This window comes from Deinococcus sp. KSM4-11, assembly GCF_004801415.1.
Lineage (GTDB): Bacteria > Deinococcota > Deinococci > Deinococcales > Deinococcaceae > Deinococcus.
In genome coordinates, this window is the sequence record NZ_SSNX01000002.1 from 557,515 (window position 1) to 579,726 (window position 22,212).

The 22,212-nt window shown below is 68.2% G+C and carries 17 protein-coding genes; 5 read left to right on the forward strand and 12 right to left on the reverse strand.

From position 1 onward, the window contains the following. Nucleotides 1-12: 12 nt before the first annotated feature. Nucleotides 13-1,008, reverse strand: coding sequence for an ABC transporter substrate-binding protein (locus tag E7T09_RS09585; protein WP_136388934.1), 996 nt, complete (start codon nucleotides 1,006-1,008; stop codon nucleotides 13-15). Nucleotides 1,009-1,518: 510 nt separating this feature from the next. Here E7T09_RS09585 and E7T09_RS09590 point away from each other — a divergent pair. Both E7T09_RS09590 and E7T09_RS09595 read left to right on the forward strand, forming a co-directional pair. Continuing rightward, nucleotides 1,519-2,226 carry a FadR/GntR family transcriptional regulator gene (locus E7T09_RS09590; protein WP_136388935.1) on the forward strand — a complete coding sequence of 236 codons (708 nt, stop codon included), beginning with the start codon at nucleotides 1,519-1,521 and terminating at the stop codon, nucleotides 2,224-2,226. A 22-nt stretch (nucleotides 2,227-2,248) separates the two neighbouring features. Next, entirely contained in the window at nucleotides 2,249-3,853 is a 1,605-nt protein-coding gene (locus E7T09_RS09595) for a fucose isomerase (RefSeq protein ID WP_136388936.1), read from the forward strand. Between the two features lie 77 nt (nucleotides 3,854-3,930). On the opposite strand, the gene yicI is transcribed toward E7T09_RS09595, so the two are convergent. From yicI to E7T09_RS09625, 6 genes are all read right to left on the reverse strand, one after another. After that, nucleotides 3,931-6,198 (reverse strand): alpha-xylosidase, encoded by a 2,268-nt coding sequence (gene yicI / locus E7T09_RS09600; protein ID WP_136388937.1) that lies wholly within the window; start codon nucleotides 6,196-6,198, stop codon nucleotides 3,931-3,933. Then, the gene (locus E7T09_RS09605; RefSeq protein ID WP_136388938.1) at nucleotides 6,195-8,231 is read right to left on the reverse strand and encodes a beta-galactosidase; all 2,037 of its coding nucleotides are present in this window, start codon (nucleotides 8,229-8,231) and stop codon (nucleotides 6,195-6,197) included. The genes yicI and E7T09_RS09605 overlap by 4 nt, the downstream gene beginning before the upstream one ends. Beyond that, the gene (locus tag E7T09_RS09610; protein WP_136388939.1) at nucleotides 8,228-10,597 is read right to left on the reverse strand and encodes a glycoside hydrolase N-terminal domain-containing protein; all 2,370 of its coding nucleotides are present in this window, start codon (nucleotides 10,595-10,597) and stop codon (nucleotides 8,228-8,230) included. Before E7T09_RS09610 ends, E7T09_RS09605 begins: the two co-directional genes overlap by 4 nt. Before the next feature lie 175 nt (nucleotides 10,598-10,772). After that, nucleotides 10,773-12,434 carry an ABC transporter substrate-binding protein gene (locus E7T09_RS09615; protein ID WP_136388940.1) on the reverse strand — a complete coding sequence of 554 codons (1,662 nt, stop codon included), beginning with the start codon at nucleotides 12,432-12,434 and terminating at the stop codon, nucleotides 10,773-10,775. A 43-nt stretch (nucleotides 12,435-12,477) separates the two neighbouring features. Then, nucleotides 12,478-13,371 (reverse strand): carbohydrate ABC transporter permease, encoded by an 894-nt coding sequence (locus E7T09_RS09620; protein ID WP_136388941.1) that lies wholly within the window; start codon nucleotides 13,369-13,371, stop codon nucleotides 12,478-12,480. Between the two features lie 160 nt (nucleotides 13,372-13,531). After that, nucleotides 13,532-14,491, reverse strand: coding sequence for a sugar ABC transporter permease (locus E7T09_RS09625; RefSeq protein WP_136388942.1), 960 nt, complete (start codon nucleotides 14,489-14,491; stop codon nucleotides 13,532-13,534). Between the two features lie 222 nt (nucleotides 14,492-14,713). Between E7T09_RS09625 and E7T09_RS09630 the strand changes: the two genes are divergently transcribed. Beyond that, nucleotides 14,714-15,727, forward strand: coding sequence for a LacI family DNA-binding transcriptional regulator (locus E7T09_RS09630; protein ID WP_136388943.1), 1,014 nt, complete (start codon nucleotides 14,714-14,716; stop codon nucleotides 15,725-15,727). Continuing rightward, nucleotides 15,724-16,485 carry an SDR family NAD(P)-dependent oxidoreductase gene (locus tag E7T09_RS09635; RefSeq protein WP_136388944.1) on the forward strand — a complete coding sequence of 254 codons (762 nt, stop codon included), beginning with the start codon at nucleotides 15,724-15,726 and terminating at the stop codon, nucleotides 16,483-16,485. The genes E7T09_RS09630 and E7T09_RS09635 overlap by 4 nt, the downstream gene beginning before the upstream one ends. 16 nt (nucleotides 16,486-16,501) lie before the next feature. Here E7T09_RS09635 and E7T09_RS09640 read toward each other — a convergent pair whose 3' ends face one another. From E7T09_RS09640 to E7T09_RS09660, 5 genes are all read right to left on the reverse strand, one after another. Further along, nucleotides 16,502-17,464 carry a DMT family transporter gene (locus E7T09_RS09640; RefSeq protein WP_136388945.1) on the reverse strand — a complete coding sequence of 321 codons (963 nt, stop codon included), beginning with the start codon at nucleotides 17,462-17,464 and terminating at the stop codon, nucleotides 16,502-16,504. Then, nucleotides 17,457-18,452, reverse strand: coding sequence for an aldo/keto reductase (locus E7T09_RS09645; protein ID WP_136388946.1), 996 nt, complete (start codon nucleotides 18,450-18,452; stop codon nucleotides 17,457-17,459). Before E7T09_RS09645 ends, E7T09_RS09640 begins: the two co-directional genes overlap by 8 nt. Further along, entirely contained in the window at nucleotides 18,449-18,703 is a 255-nt protein-coding gene (locus tag E7T09_RS09650) for a carboxymuconolactone decarboxylase family protein (protein WP_205746975.1), read from the reverse strand. The genes E7T09_RS09645 and E7T09_RS09650 overlap by 4 nt, the downstream gene beginning before the upstream one ends. Before the next feature lie 121 nt (nucleotides 18,704-18,824). Then, nucleotides 18,825-19,793 carry an AraC family transcriptional regulator gene (locus E7T09_RS09655; RefSeq protein WP_136388947.1) on the reverse strand — a complete coding sequence of 323 codons (969 nt, stop codon included), beginning with the start codon at nucleotides 19,791-19,793 and terminating at the stop codon, nucleotides 18,825-18,827. Nucleotides 19,794-20,070: 277 nt separating this feature from the next. After that, nucleotides 20,071-20,988, reverse strand: a complete 918-nt coding sequence (locus E7T09_RS09660; RefSeq protein WP_136388948.1) for an aldo/keto reductase family oxidoreductase — start codon at nucleotides 20,986-20,988, stop codon at nucleotides 20,071-20,073. Between the two features lie 169 nt (nucleotides 20,989-21,157). Between E7T09_RS09660 and E7T09_RS09665 the strand changes: the two genes are divergently transcribed. Next, nucleotides 21,158-22,129: an aldo/keto reductase gene (locus E7T09_RS09665; RefSeq protein ID WP_136388949.1), complete on the forward strand. Its 972-nt coding sequence runs from the start codon at nucleotides 21,158-21,160 to the stop codon at nucleotides 22,127-22,129. The last annotated feature ends 83 nt before the right edge of the window (nucleotides 22,130-22,212 follow it).

Consider the following 22,212-nt stretch of genomic DNA (forward strand, 5'->3'; position numbering starts at 1 on the left):
AGGACGTGGGCGTCAGAAGCCCAGCCCCAGCTTGTTCTTGTCGATCTTGCGCTTGCTGGAATCGAGCAGTCCCTGGATCTGCGCCGAGTTCATGTTCTTCAGCGTGACCGAGTACGCGCCGGTGTCCACGTCCTTGGGCAGCTTGCTGCCGCTGGCGGCCAGCATCGCGGCGCGCACGCCGCCGTAGCCCATCATGTACGGATCCTGGATGATCAGGCTGTCGATGGCGCCGTTCTTGAGATAGGTCACGAGCTGGTCGCTGGAATCGAAGCTCACGGCCGAGACCTTGTCGCCCAGCTTCTGCTCCTCCAGCGCCTTGCCCACGCCCACGCCCATGGTCAGGTTGTCCGCGAAGACCCCCACCAGGTTCGGATTGGCCGACATGATGTCGAGCATGACCGACAGCGCCTTGGTGGCGTCGTCGTCGCCGATGCGGTTGGCGACCACCTTCAGGCCGGGGTACTTCTTGGCCAGCTGATCCTTGAAGCCCTTGTCGCGGGCGGTCAGGGAACCCACGCCCGGCAGCGACGTCATGATCGCCACGTTGCCCTCGATTTTCCCGGTGTGGGCCTTGATGTCGGCGGCCAGCGCGTCGGCCGCGAGCGCCCCGGCGGCCACGTTGTTGGTCGTCAGGAACGAGGTGTAGGCGGTGGTCTTGGCGCCCGAGTCGATCATGATCAGCGGGATTTTCGCCGCCGCGACCGCGTCGATCGGGGCACCCAGCGGATCGTTGGCCGTCGGGGAGATCACGATGGCCATGGGTTTGCGCGCCGCGGCGTTCTCCAGGATGCTGATCTGCCCGGCAATGTCGCTCTCGGCGGCGGCCCCCTGCGCGATCACGTTCACGCCGTAGTCCTTGCCGGCCTGTTTGGCTCCGCTCAGGACGATCTGCCAGTACGGCGAGTTGGTGGCCTTCACGATCACGATGATGTCCTTGCTCTGCGCCAGGGCGGTGCCCAGCAGCAGGGTGCCCAGGGCAGCGGCGGTGAACTTCTTGACTTGGGTCATGTGATCCTCCAGCGGACGGCAGAGAGCGGCAGGTGGGGCGGCAGAGGGCAAACCGACAGGTCACCGTGGTGTCCGCACCCCGCTCCGGGACGTCGGAAGGCGTCCACGCCGGGCCAGAACTGTCCCTGGCAACCATGAATTGTGATGCTGAGGGGAGTGTAGACGCCACTCCAGGGCCTGTCAAGTGGCCTGACCACCCGTGGAAGCGCCGCGCCATTCTGGGGCAGGCTGCTGAACGTCCGCGCAGAACATCCATCCTGGTCGACCGAAGGCGTTCGATGCCCAGGCGCACTCCTTCCCCGCCAGCCACGTGTCTACACTCTGGTTCCCATACTGGTCAGGCCACTTGACACCGTCACATTCGGTGACCATCATGAGCGGTGCCTCGCCCGTCCATTCCGTCTGCCGCGCCCATCACCCCGGGATCGGAGTGCTTCCTGATGACCACCGACACGCTCCGCTCCGTCACGCCCGCCCACCCGCGCACGCGGCCACCCGCTCCGGGGCACCGTGCCGCTTGAAGCGCTGGAATCGCGGCGGCTGTACGCCCAGATCGCCGATCAGGTCGCCACGCTGATCGCCACCGGCGAGTACCGTCCGGGCGACCAGCTGCCGTCGGAACGTGACCTGGCCGAACAGCTGCGCGTCAGCCGCCCCACGGTTCGGGAGGCCATGATCGCGCTGGAAGTGCGCGGTCTGATCGACATCCGCGTGGGCGTGGGCATGTTCGTCCGGCCGCGCGGCGCCCGGCCCGGGCGCCGCACGGCCCTGCCGCGCCACACGGCCCTGGAGGTCATCCAGGCGCGGGTGCTGATCGAACCCCAGGTCGCGGCGCTCGCCGCCGAGACGATCACGGACAGGGATCTGACCTCCCTAAACAAACACCTGGAGGCCCTGAAGGTGGCCTTCGACCGGGGGCAGTGGTCGGCGGCCGACGACCGCGCCATCCACGAGACGGTCGCCCGCGCGACCGGCAACCAGCTCCTGGCCGATCTGATCGAGGAACTCTTCAATGACCGTGACAGCGCCGTGGCCCTGAAATTCGACGAGCATCTGGGCCAGATGCCGCACGTGCGCGAGCATTCCTTCGACGATCACCGCAAGGTCGTGGAGGCGCTCGAACGCCGTGATCCGGACGCCGCCCGCGCCGCCATGCACGACCACCTCGCGTATGTCCAGAGCGAGATGCTGGCCGGCTGGTCCGGCGACGCCACCTGACCCGGATCCACAAGGAGTCCCCATGCCCGCCACCGCGCACGCCTACCTTGTCGCCAGCGGAGACCTGCGACTCAGCGCCAACCGTACCTGCTGGCCCGCCCAGGCGCTGATGGAAGCGCAGCTCACGGCCGCCCTGGACGCGCTCGGAACGCAGGTGACGCGCGCCCACCCCTACGATGATCGCGAAGGCCACGGCTTCATCTCGTCGCAGCGCATGGGCATGGACGTGTTCCGCGCGATTCCCAAAGGCAGCGCCGTGATCGTCGCGGAAGCCGTGTGGCAGTACAGCGCCCATGTGCTGGCCGGACTGCGGGATCACCAGGGCCCGATCCTGACGGTCGCGAACTGGAGTGGCGAGTGGCCGGGCCTGGTCGGTCTGCTGAACCTGAACGGCAGCCTGACCAAGATGGGCGTGCGCTACAGCACCGTGTGGAGCGAGGACTTCCGGGATCCATGGTTCCTCGATCGGCTGCGTGAATGGGTTGAGACCGGCCGCATCGAGCACGACCTGAGCCACGTCCGGCCGCTGGAACGGGCCGCCCTGAGCGCCGGCCCACGCAGCCTCGGCGAGCGGCTGGCCGCCGAGCTGCGCGACCGCAAGGCGATCCTGGGCGTGTTCGACGAGGGCTGCATGGGCATGTACAACGCCATCATCGACGACGAGCTGATGAACCCGTGCGGCCTCTACAAGGAGCGCCTGAGCCAGTCGGCGCTGGTCGCCGAGATGGCCCTGGTGTCCGGCGACGAGGCGCACCGGGCGCTGGAGTGGCTGCTGGCCAGGGGCATGTCCTTCTCCTGGGGCAGCGATCCGGCCACCGACCTGACCCGCGCGCAGACGGTGGAACAGCTGAAGATGTACATCGCCGCCACGCGCATCGCCGACCGTTTCGGGTGTGACGCTGTGGGCATCCAGTACCAGCAGGGCCTGAAGGACACGGTGCCCGCCAGTGACCTGGCCGAGGGCCTGCTGAACAACCCGGATCGCCCGCCCGTGTTCCACGCCGACACGGGCGCGGAACTGTACACCGGCGCGGCCCTGCCGCATTTCAACGAGGTGGACGAGGGCGCCGCCATCGATCTGCTGGTCACGAACCGCGTGTGGACGGCCCTGGGCTTCGAACCGTCCAGCACGCTGCACGACCTGCGCTGGGGTGAGGAGTATGGCGGTGAGTTCGTCTGGGTGTTCCTGATCTCCGGCGCGGCGCCCGCCTCGCATTTCGTGAACGGCTATGCCGGGGCCGACAGCCAGCGCCAGCCACCCATGTACTTCCGGCTGGGAGGTGGCACGCTGCGCGGTGTGAGCCGCGCCGGGCCCATCGTGTGGTCCCGGGTGTACGTCCAGGGCGGCGCCCTGCACGCGGACCTGGGCCTAGGGCGGGCGGTCGATCTGCCGGACGCGGAGGTGCAGCGCCGCTGGCACGCGACCACGCCGCAGTGGCCGATCATGAACGCCGTGCTGCACGGGGTAAGCCGCGACCAGATGATGGCCAAACACCAGGCCAACCACCTCAACGTCGCCTACGCCCCGGACGACGCGGGCGCGCGGCAAGCGCTGGAGGCGAAGGCCGCCATGTTCGCCGCGATGGGCCTCCACGTAAACCTGTGCGGCGTGACCGCCTCGGGCTGAAGGAAGCGGGCCTCCAGAGCGAAGCGAGAGAAATGGCCGCTGCTCCGGGTACGGCCCGCGTCTGGTCTGGGTCGAGATCAGGTGCCGAGCGGTACTGTGGCAGTGTCCGCGCTCACCTCATGTATGGCGTCCTGCCCGGCGACGCGCAGGCGGAAGGGACGGGCTGCCCCGGAACGCGTGACGTGCAGGATTCGGCCTTCGCGCCTCACCTCGACGGTGAAGTCCTCACCGCCGTCCAGTGTGGGGATCACGGCGCGGGCCACGCCGCCGTCGGCCAGCGCGTACAGCGTGAGCAGGGGCTGGTTGCCGTAGTCGTACTCCGGACGTTCCAGCTCCGTACCCGTGGCCAGCAGCGTGCCGGGCCGCACGTACAGCGGCAGGCCCAGGACGCCATGGGTCTCGGTGCGCCAGCACGGGCCGGTGACGGTCTCGCCGCCGAGGAGGGGAGTCCACGTGCCTTCGGGCAGATAGACCTGTACGCGGCCGTCCTCGCGGAAGACCGGCGCGACCAGCAGGGCGTCACCCAGCAGGTACTGCCGGTCGAGTGCCGCGCACGTGGGATCGTGCGGGAAGGCCAGCACCATCGCGCGCATCATCGGCAGTCCCTGTCGGTGCGCGGTCAGGGCCTGCGCGTACAGGTACGGCATCAGCGAGAGCTTCAGGCGCGTGAAGTGCCGCAGGACCTCCACGCTCTCCTCGTCGACCGTCCACGGCACGCGGTAGGTGTGGTTGGCGTGCAGGCGGCTGTGCGAGGACAGCAGCCCGAACGCGACCCAGCGCTTGTACAGCGCTGGAGGGGGATTGCCCTCGAAGCCGCCGATGTCATGGCTCCAGAAGCCGAAGCCGCTCAGGCCCAGCGACAGGCCGCCGCGCAGGCTCTCGGCCATGCTCTCGAAGGTCGAGTCGCAGTCGCCGCCCCAGTGCACCGGAAACTGCTGTCCGCCCGCCGTGGCGCTGCGCGCGAAGAGGGTCGCCTCGCCGGGCCGCTCCGTATTCAGCGCGCGGAACACGGTCTCGTTGTACAGCTGTGGGTAGTAGTTGTGCATGCGCGCGGGGTCGCTGCCGTCGTGCCACGTCACGCCTTCGTGTGGAATCCGCTCGCCGAAATCGGTCTTGATCGCGTCCACGCCCTGCCGCGCGAGCCGCTGGATGTGCGCGGCGAACCACGCCCGCGCCGCCGGGTTCGTGAAGTCCACGATGCCCATGCCCGGCTGCCACAGGTCGCCCTGCCACACGCCGCCCCCCTCGCGGCGCAGCAGATAGCCCTCGCGCGCCGCCTCCGCGAACAGGGGAGACTTCTGCGCGATGTACGGGTTGATCCACACACTGACCCGCAGGCCGCGCCCGTGCAGCCGCGCCAGCATGCCCTCCGGATCGGGGAACACGGCGGGATCCCACTGGAAATCGCACCACTGGAAGGCCTTCATCCAGAAGCAGTCGAAGTGGAACACCGACAGCGGCAACTCGCGCTCCCGCATGCCCTCCAGGAAGGAGGTGACGGTTGCCTCGTCGTAGTCGGTGGTGAAGGACGTGCTCAGCCACAACCCGAAACTCCACGCAGGCGGCAGCGCCGGGCGGCCGGTCAGGCGCGTGTAGCGTTCCAGCACCTCGGCCGGGGTCGGCCCGGCGATCACCAGATACTCCAGCGATTCCCCGGGCACGCTGAACTGCACCCGCGATACCCGCTCGCTGGCGACCTCGAAGGACACCGCGCCGGGGTCATTCACGAACACGCCGTAGCCCTTGCTGGTCAGGTAGAACGGCACGTTCTTGTAGGCCTGGTCGCTGCCGGTGCCGCCGTCGCGGTTCCAGATGTCCACGCTCTGCCCGTTCTTCACGAAGGCTGTGAAGCGCTCGCCCAGGCCGTACACGAGTTCCCCGACGTCCAGCGTGAGGCCCTCATGCAGGAAGGTCTGCCCGTCGTCCCGGCGGATGTAGCCTATCCCGCGCCCGGCGGAGCGGGTCAGCGGCTCGTCCCCATGGAAGAATCGCAAACTCCACGGAAAGCGGGTGACTTCGGCCCGCAGCGGTCCGCTCGTCAGGGAGGCGAGCGCGTCGTCGATGTGAATGTCCACGGGCGCGTCCGTGCCGCACAGGTGGAAGGCTGGCCCGGCGTCCGGCGTGCCCTCGAAGTGCGTGACCCGCACCCGGATCACGCCCGGCAGCGGCGAGGACAGCCGCACCGTGAGCAGCGGTCCCTCCAGCGTGTCGCCCCGGTGCCGGACCGGACGGGTCGGCGCGTACAGTTCCAGCGTGGTTCCGTCCTGACGCGCGTCGTAGGCCTCGGCGGGATACGCGGGCTTGATACCGGGCAGGGTCAGCCAGTTGCCGTCCGTGAACTTCACGCCTGCGCCTCTTCGCGGATGACCCGTACGCCGCGCGGTGGCAGGGTCACGGACTCGCCCAGCACCTCAGCGCTCAGCAGGTCGGTGCCCACCAGGCCCGGCACGTTCACCTGCCGCTCCTCGGCCGTGTGGTTGAGGAGGAACAGGAACCGGCCGCCGTCACCCTCGCGCCGCGTGACCTCCACACCGTCTGGCAGGTTCGGCACCACGGGAGACACGCCGGCCGCGTCGCACAAGGCGCGGGTCAGGGCGCGCAGGCCCGGAGCATCCACGCTGGTGCCCAGCTTCCACGCCTGCCCCCGTCCGGCCCGGCGGCGCGTCAGCACCGGTGTGCCCGCGTAGAAATCCTGCCCGTAGGTGGCGAGGATCTCAGCATCCTCGACGCGCACCTGTTCGAACAGCAGCGAACACGCGAAGGTGCCCTCCAGGCCGCCCTGCATCACCACCACGTTCTCCTCGCCGGGTGGGCGGGCGTCCACCTCCTCGACCCACACGCCCAGCAGGTCGCGCAGCGGGCCGGGCGGGCCGCCGGCAAAGACCCGGTCGGACTCGTCGGCCACGCCGCTCAGCAGGCCCGCCAGAAACACCCCGCCGCCTTCCACGAAGGCTGTAATCTTTTCGGCGGTTTCCGCCGGCAGCAGGTACAGCAGGGTGGAAGCCACCACGCCGTACTCCCCCAGGTCGCTGTCCGGGCCGACCAGATCGACGGCGTACCCCTGCGCGTGGAAGGCCGTGTACAGGGCCGTGACCTCGCGCAGGTACTCCAGCGCGTTCGACGGCCCCATCGAGTTCTCCACGGCCCACCACGCGGGCCAGTCGAACCACACGGCGACCCTGGCGGGTACGCGGGCGCCCAGCGTCACGTCGCCCAGCGCCTTCAGTTCCGCACCCAGCGCCGCGACCTCGCGGAACACGCGGGTGTCGGTGCGGCCATGGTGCTCCATGACCGCGCCGTGGAACTTCTCGCACGCGCCCACCGAGCGCCGCATCTGGAAGAACATCACCGCGTCCGCCCCGTGCGCGACGGCCTGCCACGACTGGAGGCGCATCACGCCGGGCCTCTTGAGCGCGTTGACCGGCTGCCAGTTCGTCTGGCTGGGCGTCTGCTCCATCAGCATGAAGGGCTGGCCCGACTTCAGGCTGCGCATTAGGTCGTGCTTCAGGGCCACGGCGGCAGGCGGGTCGTGCGGCGCGGGATACGAATCCCACGCGATCACGTCCAGGTGCGGTGCCCACGCGCGGTAGTCCAGCGGACGGTACGGCCCCATCAGGTTCGTGGTGACCACCGCGCCCGGGATTTCGGCGCGGATCGCGTCGGCCTCCAGCCGGTACGCGCCCAGCAGCGCGTCTGACATGAAGCGCTGGTAATCCAGCGTCAGGCCCTGCACGGCGGTGGAGCGCTCGCTCCACTGCACGGTCAGGACGTTCGGCACCACGATCTCGTCCCAGTCGGTGATCGTCTGGCTCCAGAAGGTGGCATTCCACGCGTGGTTCAGGGCGTCCAGCGTGCCGTAGCGGGCGCGCAGCCACACCCGGAAGGCCGACTCGCAGCGCGGGCAGTAGCACGCTCCGCCGAACTCATTCGACACGTGCCACAGCGCCACCACGTCCCGTCCCGCGTAGCGCCGCGCCAGCTGTCCGGCCAGCGCGGGCGCGAAGCGCCGGTACGTGGGACTGTTCGGGCACGCGTTGTGCCGGTCGCCGAATTTATGTGCGCGGCCCTGGAAGTCAGTGCGCAGCACGTCGGGAAAGCGCGTCGCCATCCACGCGGGGATCGCGGCGGTGCTGGTGCCCAGGCACGCCCGCAGACCGCGCGCTTCCAGCAGCGCCAGGATCTCGTCCAGCCGCGCGAAGTCATAGGTGTCCTCGTCCGGCTGCAGGGCCGTCCACGCGAAGATGTTGACGCTCAGCAGATCGATACCAGCCTGTTCGAACAGGGCCACATCCTCGTCCCACACGGGCCGCTCCCATTGCTCGGGGTTCCAGTCGCCGCCGTACGGCATTTTTGTGAAGGGTGGCACGCGGGTGGTCATGGGGTCTCCAGGGAAGGGTCGCCGGATGGGGCGGAGGGGGGTGTAAGGGTGGGGCCGAGGGTGACGGGAGCGGCGGAATCGACCTTCACTGGGATCTGCCGGTCAAGGTAGTGCACCGTGACGGGGCGGGCCGGATCACCCGCGACGCGCCGCAGGATCACTTCGGTCAGGTGGCCATCCGCCCACGCCACATCGACGCTCAGGCCGCCGCGGGCCCGCAGGCCGCGCACTGCTCCCTGCGTCCAGTGTGGCGGCAGGGCCGGAAGCAGCCGCAGGTCGCCCCCCTGGCTTTGCAGGAGCAGTTCCGCGATCCCGGCCGTGCCGCCGAAATTGCCGTCGATCTGGAAGGGCGGGTGGTTGTCGAACAGGTTCGGCAGGGTGGATTTCGAGAGCAGCTGGCGCAGCATGGCCGCGGCCGCCGCGCCGTCGTGAAGTCGGGCGTGCAGGTTCAGCAGCCACGCGGCACTCCAGCCGGTGTGGCCGCCGCCGGCCGCCAGGCGAAGTTCCAGCGTGCGGCGGGCCGCCGCCTGCAGGTTCGGCCGCTCTCCCCACAGGTGCGCCGGATACAAGCCGTACAGGTGCGAGACGTGCCGGTGCCCGGGTTCGGACTCGGGGAAGGGGCGGCTCCATTCCAGCAGCTCGCCGCGTTCGCCCACCTGAAGTGGTCGCAGGCGGGGCAGGGCCAGCGAAATCTCCTGACGCAGCTCGGATGCGGTATCCAGTGTCTCGGCGGCCTGCGCCGCGATCTGGAGCAGGTCCTGGATGATGCTCAGATCCATGGTGCTGCTCTCGCTCACGGCGCAGGGGCGGCCCTCCGCGTCCAGAAAGCGGTTCTCCGGGCTGGTCGATGGACTGGTGCCCAGCGTACCCTCCCCCTCCTCGACCAGCCAGTCGAGCAGGAACCGGGCCGCGCCCTCCAGCACCGGCCAGTGGCGGGCAAGCACCTCGGGATCCGGGCGGAACAGCTGCCGCTCCCACAGCTGCCGCGCCAGCCACGCTCCGCCGAGCGGCCACATCGCCCAGCTGGCGTCGCCGCCGGTCGGGGTGCTCATGCGCCACAGATCCGTGTTGTGGTGGGCGGCCCAGCCGCGCGCGCCGTAGTTCACGCGGGCGGTGCGCTGGCCTGAGGCGGCCAACTCATGCAGCATCGTCTCCAGTGGCCCGCTCAGCTCGCCCAGGCCGCAGGGCTCGGCGGGCCAGTAGTTCATCTGGGTGTTGATGTTGATGGTGTAGTCGGACTGCCAGGGGGGCTGCACGTGGGGATTCCACAGGCCCTGCAACGTGGCGGGTTGCCCGCCGGGCCGCGAACACGCGATCAGCAGGTAGCGGCCGAAATCGAAGTACAGCCGCTCCAGGTCGGCATCGGGTGTGCCCTGCGCGTATTGCCGCAGCCGCTCGTCGGTGGGCACGTCGTCGCGGCGCTCGCGGTTCAGATCCAGCGTCACGCGGTCGAACAGGGCCGCGTGATCCTGCCGGTGGCGATCGGTGAGCGTGTCGTCGCTCAGGGCGGATGCGTCGTCCAGCACGCGGATGCACCGCTCCAGCGGTTCCGGGTCTCCGGATCGGGGCGCGACGTTCCACCCGGCGAAGCTGCTGGCCGCTGTGAACAGCAGCGTGAACCCGCTGGCCCCCTCGATCTGGAACCGGGCCGCGTGCCCATCGTCCGCGGGGAGAAACCCCACCTGTCCATCCGTCACGCGCACACGCAGCAGGCCGTGGCCCTCCAGCCCCAGGCCTGGCTCGTACAGCACCGGTTCCGGGTGCGGGGGGAGCCACGGGAAGGCGTCCAGCACGCGGGTCGGCAGGTGGATGTGCAGATGAAGGTCACCAGATCGCCCATGAACCCGGTGGGGATGAGGCGACCCGAGAGAGACCACGTACCTGACGGCCGGATCCAGGCCGGTCCAGCGGCCCACCAGGACGTGATCCGGGGCGCTGATGAAAGTCTCCCGCCGCTCTGCACCGAGCTGTACGGCGTGAATGGCGCTGCCCAGGTCGAGCGTCCGGCGGTACTCCACCTGCGGCTCCCCGCCGCCCACACGCTGCACGCGCAGGGTGCCGAGTGGCTGGTAGGCCTCGCCGAGGCGGCCTTCCAGGTGCGTCTCGACGACCTGCTGGGCGTCGTACCAGCGTTCCTCCTTCAGGAGGGCACGGGCCAGTGGCAGGTACCGGCGGGCCTCGTAGTTGACGTCGTCGCGCGGCTGGCCAGACCACAGCGTGCCCTCGTTGAGATCCAGGTGCTCACCGTGTGGGTCGCCATGCAGGCCGCCGTGCACCATGGCCCCCAGCCAGCCATTGCCGACGGGAAGCGCCTCATTCCAGTCGGCCGCCGGGCGGGGGTACCACAGGGTGGAGCGGTGGGTCATGGGTGAGTGTCCTTGGAGGAGTGGCGCCACCCTGCGGGGATCAATATGGGCAGGCGCAGAACGGGAATCGGGCAGGCCAGCGTGATTCGGGGTGCCGGTTCCAGTTGGCCCGGAAGGGGATACAGGTCATGGCGGCGCCCGCCGGGAGCGTGGCGGGCGCGGCACCAGCGACGCTTTACTTGATCACATTCCAGAGGGTCAGGCGATCCTTGACCAGCGCGGACTCCATGTCGGCGTACTTGCCGACCTTGGCGGTCAGCTCGGCCAGGAACGCGTCGTAGGCCTTGTCGAAGTCGGCGGGTTTGCCGAGGATCATTCGGGGAATGGCCTTGCGGGCGATGTCCTGTTCCTTGTTGAAGAACTCGTTGAGCGGGTTGTCCTGCGAGACCTGGATCGACCACGCCGCGCCCCACGGCTTGGGCTGGAAGGTGCTGGCCTTGGGCAGCAGGTCGTTCCAGAGTTTGGCCTTGTACGCGCTCAGCGCGGCCTTCTCGGAAGGCGTGTAGGCGTCGATGATCTGCTCGGGGTAGGTGGTGGTGTAGTAATTGCCGCCCGGGTCCTTCACGCCGTCACCGTATCGGATGGAGATGTTGTAGTTCCCGACGCCGGTGGTGCGCTGGAACGTGGCGGGGTCGCCGTTCTTCTGCTTGAGCACGGCGTCCGGGATCACGCGCTTGCCGCCCTGCACCACATACTGCTTGCCCTGCACCCCCCAGTTCTTCAGCACCTGTCCTTCCGGGCTGGCGAGGTAGTCGAGGAACTTGATTGCCGCGATGGGATCCTTGCACGACTTGGTGATTCCGATGCCCCAGCCGCCGACGAAGCCGGTGGGCTGGTTGTACGCGACCTTGATGCCGGGCTTGGTGGTCACGCCGAAGCGGCCGTACATCTGGTCGTGCTTCCCGGCAGCCTTGAGCGAGTTCACAGCGTCCCCGATCTCCCACCCGGCGTCGATCACGCCGACCACGCGTCCCGAGGCGATCTTGGCGAGGTACTGGTCGTACTTCTGCGTGAAGCTCTCCGGGTCGAGCAGACCGATGTCGTTCATGTGGTTGAGCCAGCGGAAGTACTCGCGTTCCTCCGGCTTGAAGAAATGCAGCGTGGCCTTGTACGTCTTGGGATCGATGTACCATTCGCCGTCGTCGCTCCCGCCCGTCGCCCAGAACGCCGGGTTGGTCACGCTGATCAGGAAGCGCCAGTCGTCCGCCAGCAGGCTCAGGCCGATGGTGGGACGGCCGTCGGCGGTCTTGGGGTGCGCCTTGATATACGTGGCGATCACCTTCTCGTAGTCCGCCAGGGTCTTCACCTGCGGGTACTTCTGCTCCTTCAGGGCCGCGAGCTGCAGCTTGAACCACGCGTCCGTGTCGAAGTACGTCTGGTTGATCGCGTCGTTGGTGGGCACGAAGTAGATGCCGCGATCCTTGTTTGAGAAGCGCATGCGGTCGAACTGGTTGCCGATCACGCGCTTGATGTTCGGCGCGTACTTGTTGATCAGGTCGGTCAGGTCGAGCATCGCCCCGGCGTCGACCAGCACGCCGGCGGCGCCCTTGGGCGAGATCAGGTCCGGGTACTGGCCGGACGCGGCGATCAGGTTGATCTTCTCGTCCGGGCTGCCGACCGCGAACTCGGCCTTCAGGGTCACGCCGGTCTTCGCGGTGATCACCTTGCCGACCTCGTCCTGCATGCCGTTCCAGTTGGCATTGGGATCGGCGAAGAAGGCCGTGAAGGTGATCGGCTTGGGCGTTGTGCCCTGCGCGGTCACGGTGCCCGCAGCGGTCAGGGCCAGGGTCAGCAGGGCGAGGGTGGTGCGGGCGGTCACGCGGCGGGTACGGTTCATGGGGCCTCCTTGGGCGGGGAACAGGAATGGGACGGGGGGTGGTTCAGCCCTTGACGGCGCCGAGGGTCATGCCGGCCACGAAATACCGCTGCAGGAACGGGTAGACGACCAGGATCGGGGTGATGGTGATGATGGTGATCGCCATCTTGATCGAGTCCGGGGTGATCTGCTGGGTCTTGAGTTCGCTGCTGTGCATGGCGTCTGCGCCGGACTGGGTGGACTGCAGGATCTTCATCAGCTCGAACTGCAGCGTGCTCAGCTGCGGGCTGCTGCTGTTGTACAGGTACGTGTCGAACCACGAATTCCACTGGCCCACCGCGATGAACAGCGCGACCGTGGCGAGCACCGGGGCGCACAGCGGCAGGATGATCCGCACGAAGATCACCAGGTCGTTCGCGCCGTCGATGCGGGCACTTTCCTGGAGTTCGACGGGCAGTTCGTCCATGTACGAGCGGATCATGAAGATGTTGAAGGCGTTGATCAGCGTGGGCAGGATGTACACCCAGAAGGTGTTCATGAGGTGCAGGTCGCGGATCAGCAGGAAGCCGGGGATCAGGCCGCCGCTGACGTACAGCGTGATCGCCAGGAAGCGCGAGAGCAGCCCTCGCCCCAGGAAGTCCCGGCGGCTCAGGACGTACGCGACCATGGCGCACGCGCCCAGGCTGAGCACCGTGCCGATCACCGTCCGGGCGACCGAGATGAAGAAGGCCTGCGGGATGTTGCCGTACGCGAAGATCGCGCGGAAGTTGTCCAGCGTGGGGTGGCGGGGAAACACGGTGATGCCGCCGCGCACGGTGTCCTGCGACTGGTTCAGCGCGATGGCCAGCACGTTCAGGAAGGGGTAGACCGTCACGATCAGCACGAGCAGCATCAGCGCGCCGTTCACGAGGTCGAAAGTCGAGGGCCGGGCACGTGGCCCCGTGGGAAGGTGCGTCATACCGAACCTCCGTGATTCCAAGACATCCCGTGGAAAGATCGGGCTGTCCTTCCATCACTCCAGTTCGGTACGCGGCTTCTGCTCGCTCTCCTGCGGAGCTTTGCAAGTCCGCTCGGGTTCGTCTTCGCCTCACCTGAAGTTGGTCTCATGTCCAGGCCTCCTAGATAATGCTGTCGCCGGTCTTACGGCGGAAGAAGGCGTTCGCGCCGAACAGCAGCGCCAGCCCGACCAGGGAATTGACGACACCGATGGCCGTGCCGAAGCTGAATTTGTTCATGCCGATGCCGTTCTGGAGCGCGTACAGGTCGAGCACCAGGGCGCTGTCCTTGACCACTGGGTTACTGAGCAGCAGCTGTTTCTCGAAGCCGATGGCGGTCAGGTGCCCGATGCTCAGCACGAACAGGATGATCACCACGCGGCTGATGCCGGGCAGCGTGATGTGCCGCATCAACTGCCAGCGTCCGGCTCCATCGACGCGCGCGGCCTCGTACAGGGCCGGCTCGATGGCGGTCATGACGGCCAGGTAGATGATGGTGTTCCAGCCGATCTCCTTCCACAGGTCAGAGAGCACGACCACACCCCAGAAGTAATTGCTGTGCGCCATGAACTGCACGGGCGGCCCGCCGAAGTGGGCGATCAGCTGGTTGATGGGGCCGCCGTCGGTGCTGAGCATCTTGTACACCAGCCCCGCCACGACCACCCACGACACGAAGTGCGGCAGGTACGACACGGTCTGCACGGTGCGTTTGAACAGGCCGGCGCGCATCTCGTTGAGAAGCAGCGCGAAGATGATGGGCAGCGTGAAGCCCAGGATCAGGCCCAGCACGCTCATGCCCAGCGTGTTCTTCAGGGCCAGGTAGAAGGTCTCGTCCTGGAAGAGGTCGGTGAAATTCTTGAGGCCCACCCACTGCTGCTCGAAGAAGGGCCGGCCGGGCCGGTAGCGCTGGAAGGCCATCAGCCAGCCCCAGATCGGCACGTAGTTGAACACGAACACCAGCGCCACGAAGGGCAGGGACATGGCGAGCAGGTAGCGCTGTTCGTGGGCGCGTTTCAGGAGGCGCGGGCGGCGTCTGGGTTCGGCGCGGGAGCGGGCGGCCGGGCTGAGTCCTGAACTGTGCATGGGGCCTCCAGGGTGGAGCGGGGGAACGCGGCGGGGCAAGAGCGGCAGACGACAACGGCGTCCACGGTCTCGGCGGGCCGGGGCTTGACAACGAACTGGTGTGGGATCACCGTACTATCGAAACGATTCGATTGTCAATGGGTGTGGTTCGACACCCCAAGCCAGACGTCACCTCGACACCGTCCACCGCGCCCGCTATGGTGAACCCACCACGAGGCCCCCATGCCCACGATCAAGGATGTCGCCGCCCACGCCGGAGTCTCACCCAGCACCGTCCACTACGCCCTGAACGGCAAACGCAGCATCTCGCCCGCCGTCCGCGAACGGGTATTGGCCTCTGTTGAGGCCCTGGACTACTCGGCCAGCGCCGTCGCTCAGCGCATGCGCGAGCACCGCTCGTACTCCCTGGGGCTGGTCGCTCCGGCCCTGCCCGCCAGCGACGCCGCCATGATGGAACTCCTGACCGCCACCGCCGCCCGCACCAGCAGCGCCGACCACACCCTGGGCATCTTCCTCAACCAGACGCCGCAGCAGGTGCTCGCCCTGCTGCGCGGCCAGTACGTCGACGGCGTGCTGCTGATCGAGACGGCCCACGACGATCCCCGCATCGAGGCCCTGCGCGGCAGCGCCCACCCCTTCGTGCTGATCGGACAGACCGGCGACATGACTGGTCTCAGTTCCGTGGACTTCGACTTCGAGGAGGCCTTCTACCTCGCCTTCGATCACCTCGCGCGCCTCGGCCACCGCGAGATCGGCTTTCTGGTGCCGCCCGGCGCGGCCGACGACGACCAGGGCGAGCGCAAGGAGAACTGGTACGCCACCCGGCGCGGTCTGTACCGCGCCCAGCAGCAGCACGGCTTCCGGGTCGAGCTTGAACCGGCCCCCCTCGACATCGAGAACGGCCACCGCGCCGCCCTGCGCCTGATCGAACGGTCTCCGCACCTGAGCGCGATTGTGGCCTCCGGGCACACGCAGGTCGGCGTGCTGCGCGCGCTGTATTCCAAGGGCCTGCGCGTCCCGGACGACTGTTCCGTCATCGGGGTCACCACGGCCCAGATTGCCGAGTGGACGATTCCGCGCCTCACCAGCGTCGATCTGCCGCTGGCCGCCATGAGCGTCGCCGCGACCGACCTGCTGCTGCGCAAGGTGAACGGCGAGGCCGTCACCGAACAGCTGCTGCTTCCCGCCGCGCTGGTCGAACGCGAAAGTACTGCTCCCCCCCGGAGGACGCCATGAACATCGATCTACGCGGACACACAGCGCTCGTGACCGGCGGCAGCGGACAGCTCGGCCGCGTCATGTGCCGCACCCTGGCCACCTGCGGCGCGGACATCGCCATCCACTACCACCGGAACGCCGCGCAGGCACACGCCCTCCAGGCGGAGCTCACGGCGCTGGGGGTGCGCGCCCACGCCGTCCAGGCCGACGTGACCGACGAAACAAGCGTGCTGGGGATGCGCGACGCTGTTCAGGCCGTCCTGGGTTCCCCGGACATCATCGTGAACAACGCCGTGGCGCAGTATGCCTGGACGACGGTTCTCGAGCAGCCCCTGGAGGACTTCGACAGCCAGTACCGCACGACTGTTCTGCACGCCGTCCTGATGGCCCGTGCCTTCGTCCCGGCCATGACTCTGCGCGGCGGTGGGCGCGTGATCGCCATCAATACCGAGTGCGCCATGCAGGCCGCGCCCACACAGAGTGCCTACGTGGCTGGCAAGCGCGGCCTGGACGGCGTGATGCGCGTGCTGGCGCGCGAGGTCGGGGAGCACCAGATCACCGTGAACCAGGTCGCGCCCGGCTGGATGGTCAGCGAGGATCACCCCGCCGACGGCAGCGACGCCCAGGCCGCCTACGCCAGGAACGTGCCCCTGCGCCGGCGCGGCACCGACCAGGACGTCGCCAACCTCGTCGCGTTCCTCGCCTCGGATCTCGCGGCCTTCATCAGCGGGCAGTACATCTCCGTCAGCGGCGGCAACGTCATGCCGACCATCTGACAAGAGCGCGCCGTGGTCAGGCGCGCACGGCGGGCACGGCCTTGGGCGACCGTCCGCCGGACACGACGGTGGCGATGCCGGAGGCCGCGATGATCCCCATCCCGAGCAGGGCCAGGGGGTCGGGCACGTGCCCGAAGACCAGGACGCCCAGCACGCCCGCCCAGAACAGCTGAAGGTACGAGACCGGCGCGATGGCCGACGCGGGCGCGTACCGGTAGCTGAGCGTGAGCAGGAAGTGCCCCACGCCGGCCAGCAGGCCCAGCGCCAGGAACATCAGGATCAGACTCCACGACAGGGCGTCGCCACTCCAGGAGAACGGCGTGAGGATGCCGAAGGCCACCGCGCCGACCAGGGCGGAGTTGAACAGCAGCGTCAGGGGCCGCTCGGCGCGCAGCGTGCGGGACATCAGGTTGTACGCGGTGGTCACGACGGCGCAGCCCAGCGCGAACAGTACGCCCAGTCCGTCCAGGTGCCCGGTGGGCCGCGCGATCAGCAGCACGCCCGTGAAGCCCACGGCGGCCAGCACCGCGCGCCCGGCCGAGAGCTTCTCGCCCAGCAGCGGCGCGGCCAGCAGCACGACGAGCATCGGCGAGGTGAACACGATGGCCTCCGCCTCGGCCAGCGGGAGCCGGCGCAGGGCCAGGCCCATGAAGAGGGTTGCGGCGACCAGACTGAACGAGCGCACGATCACCGGTATTGGCCGGCTTGGGATCAGGAGGTCACGGCCCTGCCGGGGGGCGAGCAGCGCCGTCATCAGCACCAGCTGCACGGTGTACCGCGCCCACGCGACCAGCGGCACCGGGTAGTGGTGGCTGGCCGTGAGCACCTTGGTGATGGTGTCCATGCTGGCAAACAGCAGCACGGCGACCACCGACAGCGCCACCCCGAACAGGGGCCGGTTGGGAGCCGCCGTCGGCGCGGCGTCCGGCGCGGGCAGGCCCGGTTCCAGCGCGAGGGTCGGCGTGGCCGGCTCAGCCATTCAGCAGGCCCATGCCACTCGCGGGCTGCCGGGTGCCCTGCGCCAGTCCGGGCGGAAAGGCCGCATCGATGCGCGCGAGGTCGTCTGGCGTGAGGATCACGTCGAGCGCCCCGAGGTTCTCCTCGAGGTAGCCCACGCGCTTGGTGCCGGGAATCGGCACGATGTCCTGCCCCTGGGCGAGCACCCACGCGAGGGCCAGTTGCGAGGGTGTGACGCCCTTCTCGGCCGCAATCCGCCTGATCTCCGTGACCACGTCGAGGTTCTTCTGAAAGTTCTCCCCCTGGAAGCGCGGGTGGTTGCGCCGCATGTCGCCCGGTTCCAGATCGTCCGGGGACGTCACAGTGCCGCTCAGGAAGCCGCGCCCCAGCGGGCTGTACGGCACGAAGCCGATGCCCAGCTCGCGGCAGGTGGCGAGCACGCCGTCTTCCGGGTCGCGCGTCCACAGGGAATACTCGCTCTGTACCGCGCTGATGGGGTGGATGGCGCTGGCCCGGCGCAGGGTGTCGCTCCCAGCCTCCGAGAGGCCCAGGGCGCGTACTTTGCCCTCCTGCACGAGCTGGGCCATCGCCCCGACGGTGTCCTCGATGGGCGTCTGCGGATCGACCCGGTGCAGGTAATAGAGGTCGATGTACTCGGTGTTCAGGCGTTTCAGGCTGGCCTCCACGGCCTGCCGCACGTACTCAGGCCGGCCATTGACGTGCAGGCCCGGTTCGGTGCGGCGCACGATCCCGAACTTGGTCGCCAGGATCACGCGCTCACGCTTGCCCTGCAGCCAGCCGCCCAGCAGCTCCTCGTTGCTGCCGTTGCCGTAGGCGTCGGCGGTGTCGTAGAAGGTGACGCCCAGCTCCAGGGCGCGGTCGAGGGTGCGCCGGTTCTCGCGGTCGTCGGCCGCGCCGTAGGACTGCGCCATGCCCATGCAGCCCAGGCCGAGGGCCGACACGCTCAGGTCGCGCAGGTAGCGGGTGGGCAGGATCGTGGTCGGGGTCATTTCTTCTCCTGTTGGGCGAACACGTCACGGGCGACGGGCGCGGCGGTCATGGCGCTGGGCCAGCCGGCGTAGAACGCGAGGTGCGTGATGGCCTCACCGATCTCCTCCGGCGTCAGGCCGTTCCCGAGGCCGAGGGCGAGATGCGAGCGGAGCTGCTCGGGGCGGTTCAGGGCGACCAGGGCGGCCACCGTGATCAGGCTGCGGTCGCGGCGCGACAGGCCGGGACGGGCCCAGACGTCGCCAAACAGCACGTCATCCGTGAGCTAGGCCAGTTTGGGTGCGACATCGCCGACGAGTTGCTGGGCGCGGGACGGTTGCTGGGTCATGGTTCACTCCTGAAGGGTGGAACAGTGGGTGGGGAATGGTCGGCCATCAGTTCGCCGCACTCGACACCGGGCCGTGCTCGCGCAGCTGGGCGATGTCCCGGGAGGGCGCGAGGCCGAACAGGCGGCCGTACTCGCGGGTGAACTGCGACGCGCTGGCGTACCCCACTTGGCGGCTGGCGGTCGTGGCGTCCACCCGTCCGGTCAGCATCAGGCGGCGGGCCTCGCGGAGCCGCAGCGCTTTCTGGAACTGCAGCGGGCTCAGGCTGGTCACGGACTTGAAGTGCTCGTGGAAGGTCGACGGGCTCATGTGCACCATCTCCGCCAGCACGGGCACGTCCATGGGCTGATCGAAATGCGCCCGCACCCAGTCCACGGCCTTCGCCACGCGCTGCACGGTCGATTCCTCGTGCCCGATCTGCGCGATGCGGCCCCCCACGCTGCTGCGCAGCAGCCGGATGATCAGTTCCTCCACGACCAGCGGTCCGATCAGGGTGGCGTCGCCCTCATCGGCCATCAGGGTAAGCAGGCGGGTGGCGGTGGCCACGATGCCGGCGGTGCTGTCGCCCACGTAAACGCCCCGGTTTTCACGGATGGGTGGCAGGCCGTGGGGATACACCAGCCCGCTGAGCCGCGCGACCTGCGCCGGGTCGAAGTTCAGTTTCAGGCACAGGTACGGCTCGGCCGCGCTCGCCTGCGTGACCTGCGACGCCATCGGCAGTTCCAGCGAGAAGACCAGCAGCCGCTGCGCGTCGTATTCATAGATGTTCGGCCCGAGGAACACGGTTTTGGTGCCCTGGGCGACGATGCACACGGACGGCTGATACACGCTGTGGAACAGTTCCGCGTTCATGCGTGAGGACCGCACCGCATACGCGTTCGGCACGCGCAGGGCGTGGCTGCCGTCGTAGGGCGCGTACACGCCCAGCAGCGCCGCGAGATCAAGCAGCTCTGCCCGCTCCGGCGCGCGGTGGGGGCTGGCAGAGAGAATGGGCCGGAATTCGGATTCACGCGACATGGATCACCTCAGGTCGGACGGGCCAGGAGCTCACGCGCTGGGCATGGCCGAAGTCTACGAAGTCCCGCCCCCGCTGCCTTGCCTGAAGCTCCGGCATCCTGACCTGATCCTCTGATCCGTGGTTCAAACGGGAATCATCCACCAGCACCGCTCACCACATTCCATGACAATCCGCTTGCCGTTCATGGACGTTCCTTGAGGCGTTCGGAAGATGCCCTAGAGGCAAAAAGACAAGGTTCCGGGCGACTTCACCGGAACCCTGCCTTCGGTCACGGCCTCAGGGCAGCGTGTTTCCGGCGGCCAGCAGGATGCCGTACCAGTCTTCGCGGGACAGGGTCACGTCCGCGGCCTTGCAGCAGTCCTGCAGACGCTGCACGTTCATGGTGCCCGTCACGGGCTGCATGTGTGCCGGGTGACGGAGCAGCCACGCGATGGCGATGGTCGTGTTGCTCACGCCGTGCTTCGCGGCGACCTCGTCGATCTTCGCGTTCAGTTCGGGGAACTTCGCGTTGTCGAGGAACACGCCCTCGAAGAAGCCGAACTGGAAGGGCGACCACGGCTGGACGGTGATGTCGTGCAGGCGGCAGTAATCGAGAATGCCGCCGTCCCGATCCACGGCCTCGGCATTTTCCATGTTCACGTTGAAGCCGCGGGTGATCATGGTGGCGTTGGTGATGCTCAGCTGGAGCTGGTTGGCGACGATGGGCTGCTTCACGCTCTTTTTCAGCAGTTCTATCTGGTTCGGCGTCTGGTTCGACACGCCGAAGTGCCGCACCTTGCCTGCCTGTTCCAGCTCGTCGAAGGCGGCGGCGACCTCGTCGGGCTCGACGAGCGCGTCTGGGCGGTGCAGCAGCAGGATGTCCAGGTAGTCGGTTTTCAGGCGGCCAAGGATGCCGTCCACGGCCTCCAGGATGTGCTCCTTGCTGAAATCGAACTGGCCAGGTCGGATACCGCACTTGCTCTGCAGGATCAGGCCCTCGCGCACGCTGGAACTCATGTGCACGGCGTCCGCGAAGATCTCCTCGCACGCTCCCTTGCCGTAGATGTCGGCGTGGTCGAAGAAGTTCGCACCCTGCTCCAGCGACGCGGCCACGAAGCGCTCGGCGCCGGCCTTGTCCAGCGTGTTGATCCGCATGCAGCCCACCGCGATCACGGGGACGTCGAGGTCACTCGTTCCTAATTTGATGCTCCGCATGCTTGCCTCCTGTGGCGAGTCCGGCCGCCCCACCGGGCGCGGGGTGCGCTGCGGTGAGGCGACGGGCAGACCTCGATCCTAACGTGGCCGGGACGCCTCTGAATCCTTTCAGCCAAGCATGAAGGATTCCCGACCATCGCGTCCGGCCAACGGGCGTAGGGTCACGGGCATGGACTACCGTCAACTCGGCCGCACCGGCCTCAAGGTCAGCCCGCTGTGCCTCGGCACCATGAACTTCGGGCCGGAAACCAGCGAAGCCGATGCCCACCGCATCCTGGACGAGGCCCTGGACGCGGGCGTCAACTTCATCGACACCGCCAACGTCTACGGACGCACCCTGGGCGAGGGCGTTACCGAGCAGATCGTGGGGCGCTGGCTCGACGCCGACCCGTCCCGCCGCGGCAAGGTCGTGCTGGCCACCAAGGTGTACGGCAAGATGGGTGAGGGCCCCAACGACCAGAAGCTCAGCGCGTACCACATCCGCCGGGCCTGCGAGGACAGCCTGCGCCGCCTCAAGACCGACCACATCGACCTGTACCAGATGCACCACATCGACCGCGCCACGCCCTGGGACGAGATCTGGCAGGCCATGGAGCGCCTCGTGCAGGACGGTTCGGTGGTGTACGTGGGCAGCAGCAACTTCGCCGGGTGGAACATCGCGCAGGCGAACACCGTGGCGGCGCAGCGGCATTTCCTGGGCCTGGTGTCCGAGCAGAGCCTGTACAACCTGAACGCCCGCATGGTCGAACTGGAGGTGCTGCCGGCCTGCCGCGCGTTCGGCGTGGGCGTGATTCCCTGGAGTCCGCTGGGCGGCGGCCTGCTGGGCGGCGTGCTCCAGAAGATCGAGGGAGGCCGCCGGGCCAGCGAGGGGATGCAGAAGACCATCGAGAAGTACCGTGCGCCGCTCGAACGCTATGAGACGCTGTGCCGGGATCTGGGGCATGAGCCGGCCGACGTGGCCCTGGCCTGGCTGTTGCACCAGGACGGCGTGACCGCGCCGATCGTCGGTCCGCGCACATCCGAGCAGCTGGCTGGCGCCCTGCGGGCCCTGGACATCACCCTGGACGAAACCACGTTGAAGGCCCTGGACGAGATCTGGCCCGGCCCCGGCGGTCAGGCCCCCGAAGCGTACGCCTGGTAATCCCCCCCTCCCCCCCCGGAGATCATCACTCCATAAATGTCCGCATTCATCTGTCCGTGGACATTCTCACGAGCGTGGGGCAC

What these genes read in the sequence shown, in the direction of transcription:
- E7T09_RS09585 (WP_136388934.1), bottom strand. Translation starts at nt 1,008, where the DNA reads ATGACCCAAGTCAAGAAGTTCACCGCCGCTGCCCTGGGCACCCTGCTG.
- E7T09_RS09595 (WP_136388936.1), top strand. Translation starts at nt 2,249, where the DNA reads ATGCCCGCCACCGCGCACGCCTACCTTGTCGCCAGCGGAGACCTGCGA.
- E7T09_RS09605 (WP_136388938.1), bottom strand. Translation starts at nt 8,231, where the DNA reads ATGACCACCCGCGTGCCACCCTTCACAAAAATGCCGTACGGCGGCGAC.
- E7T09_RS09610 (WP_136388939.1), bottom strand. Translation starts at nt 10,597, where the DNA reads ATGACCCACCGCTCCACCCTGTGGTACCCCCGCCCGGCGGCCGACTGG.
- E7T09_RS09615 (WP_136388940.1), bottom strand. Translation starts at nt 12,434, where the DNA reads ATGAACCGTACCCGCCGCGTGACCGCCCGCACCACCCTCGCCCTGCTG.
- E7T09_RS09620 (WP_136388941.1), bottom strand. Translation starts at nt 13,371, where the DNA reads ATGACGCACCTTCCCACGGGGCCACGTGCCCGGCCCTCGACTTTCGAC.
- E7T09_RS09625 (WP_136388942.1), bottom strand. Translation starts at nt 14,491, where the DNA reads ATGCACAGTTCAGGACTCAGCCCGGCCGCCCGCTCCCGCGCCGAACCC.
- E7T09_RS09630 (WP_136388943.1), top strand. Translation starts at nt 14,714, where the DNA reads ATGCCCACGATCAAGGATGTCGCCGCCCACGCCGGAGTCTCACCCAGC.
- E7T09_RS09635 (WP_136388944.1), top strand. Translation starts at nt 15,724, where the DNA reads ATGAACATCGATCTACGCGGACACACAGCGCTCGTGACCGGCGGCAGC.
- E7T09_RS09640 (WP_136388945.1), bottom strand. Translation starts at nt 17,464, where the DNA reads ATGGCTGAGCCGGCCACGCCGACCCTCGCGCTGGAACCGGGCCTGCCC.
- E7T09_RS09645 (WP_136388946.1), bottom strand. Translation starts at nt 18,452, where the DNA reads ATGACCCCGACCACGATCCTGCCCACCCGCTACCTGCGCGACCTGAGC.
- E7T09_RS09655 (WP_136388947.1), bottom strand. Translation starts at nt 19,793, where the DNA reads ATGTCGCGTGAATCCGAATTCCGGCCCATTCTCTCTGCCAGCCCCCAC.
- E7T09_RS09660 (WP_136388948.1), bottom strand. Translation starts at nt 20,988, where the DNA reads ATGCGGAGCATCAAATTAGGAACGAGTGACCTCGACGTCCCCGTGATC.
- E7T09_RS09665 (WP_136388949.1), top strand. Translation starts at nt 21,158, where the DNA reads ATGGACTACCGTCAACTCGGCCGCACCGGCCTCAAGGTCAGCCCGCTG.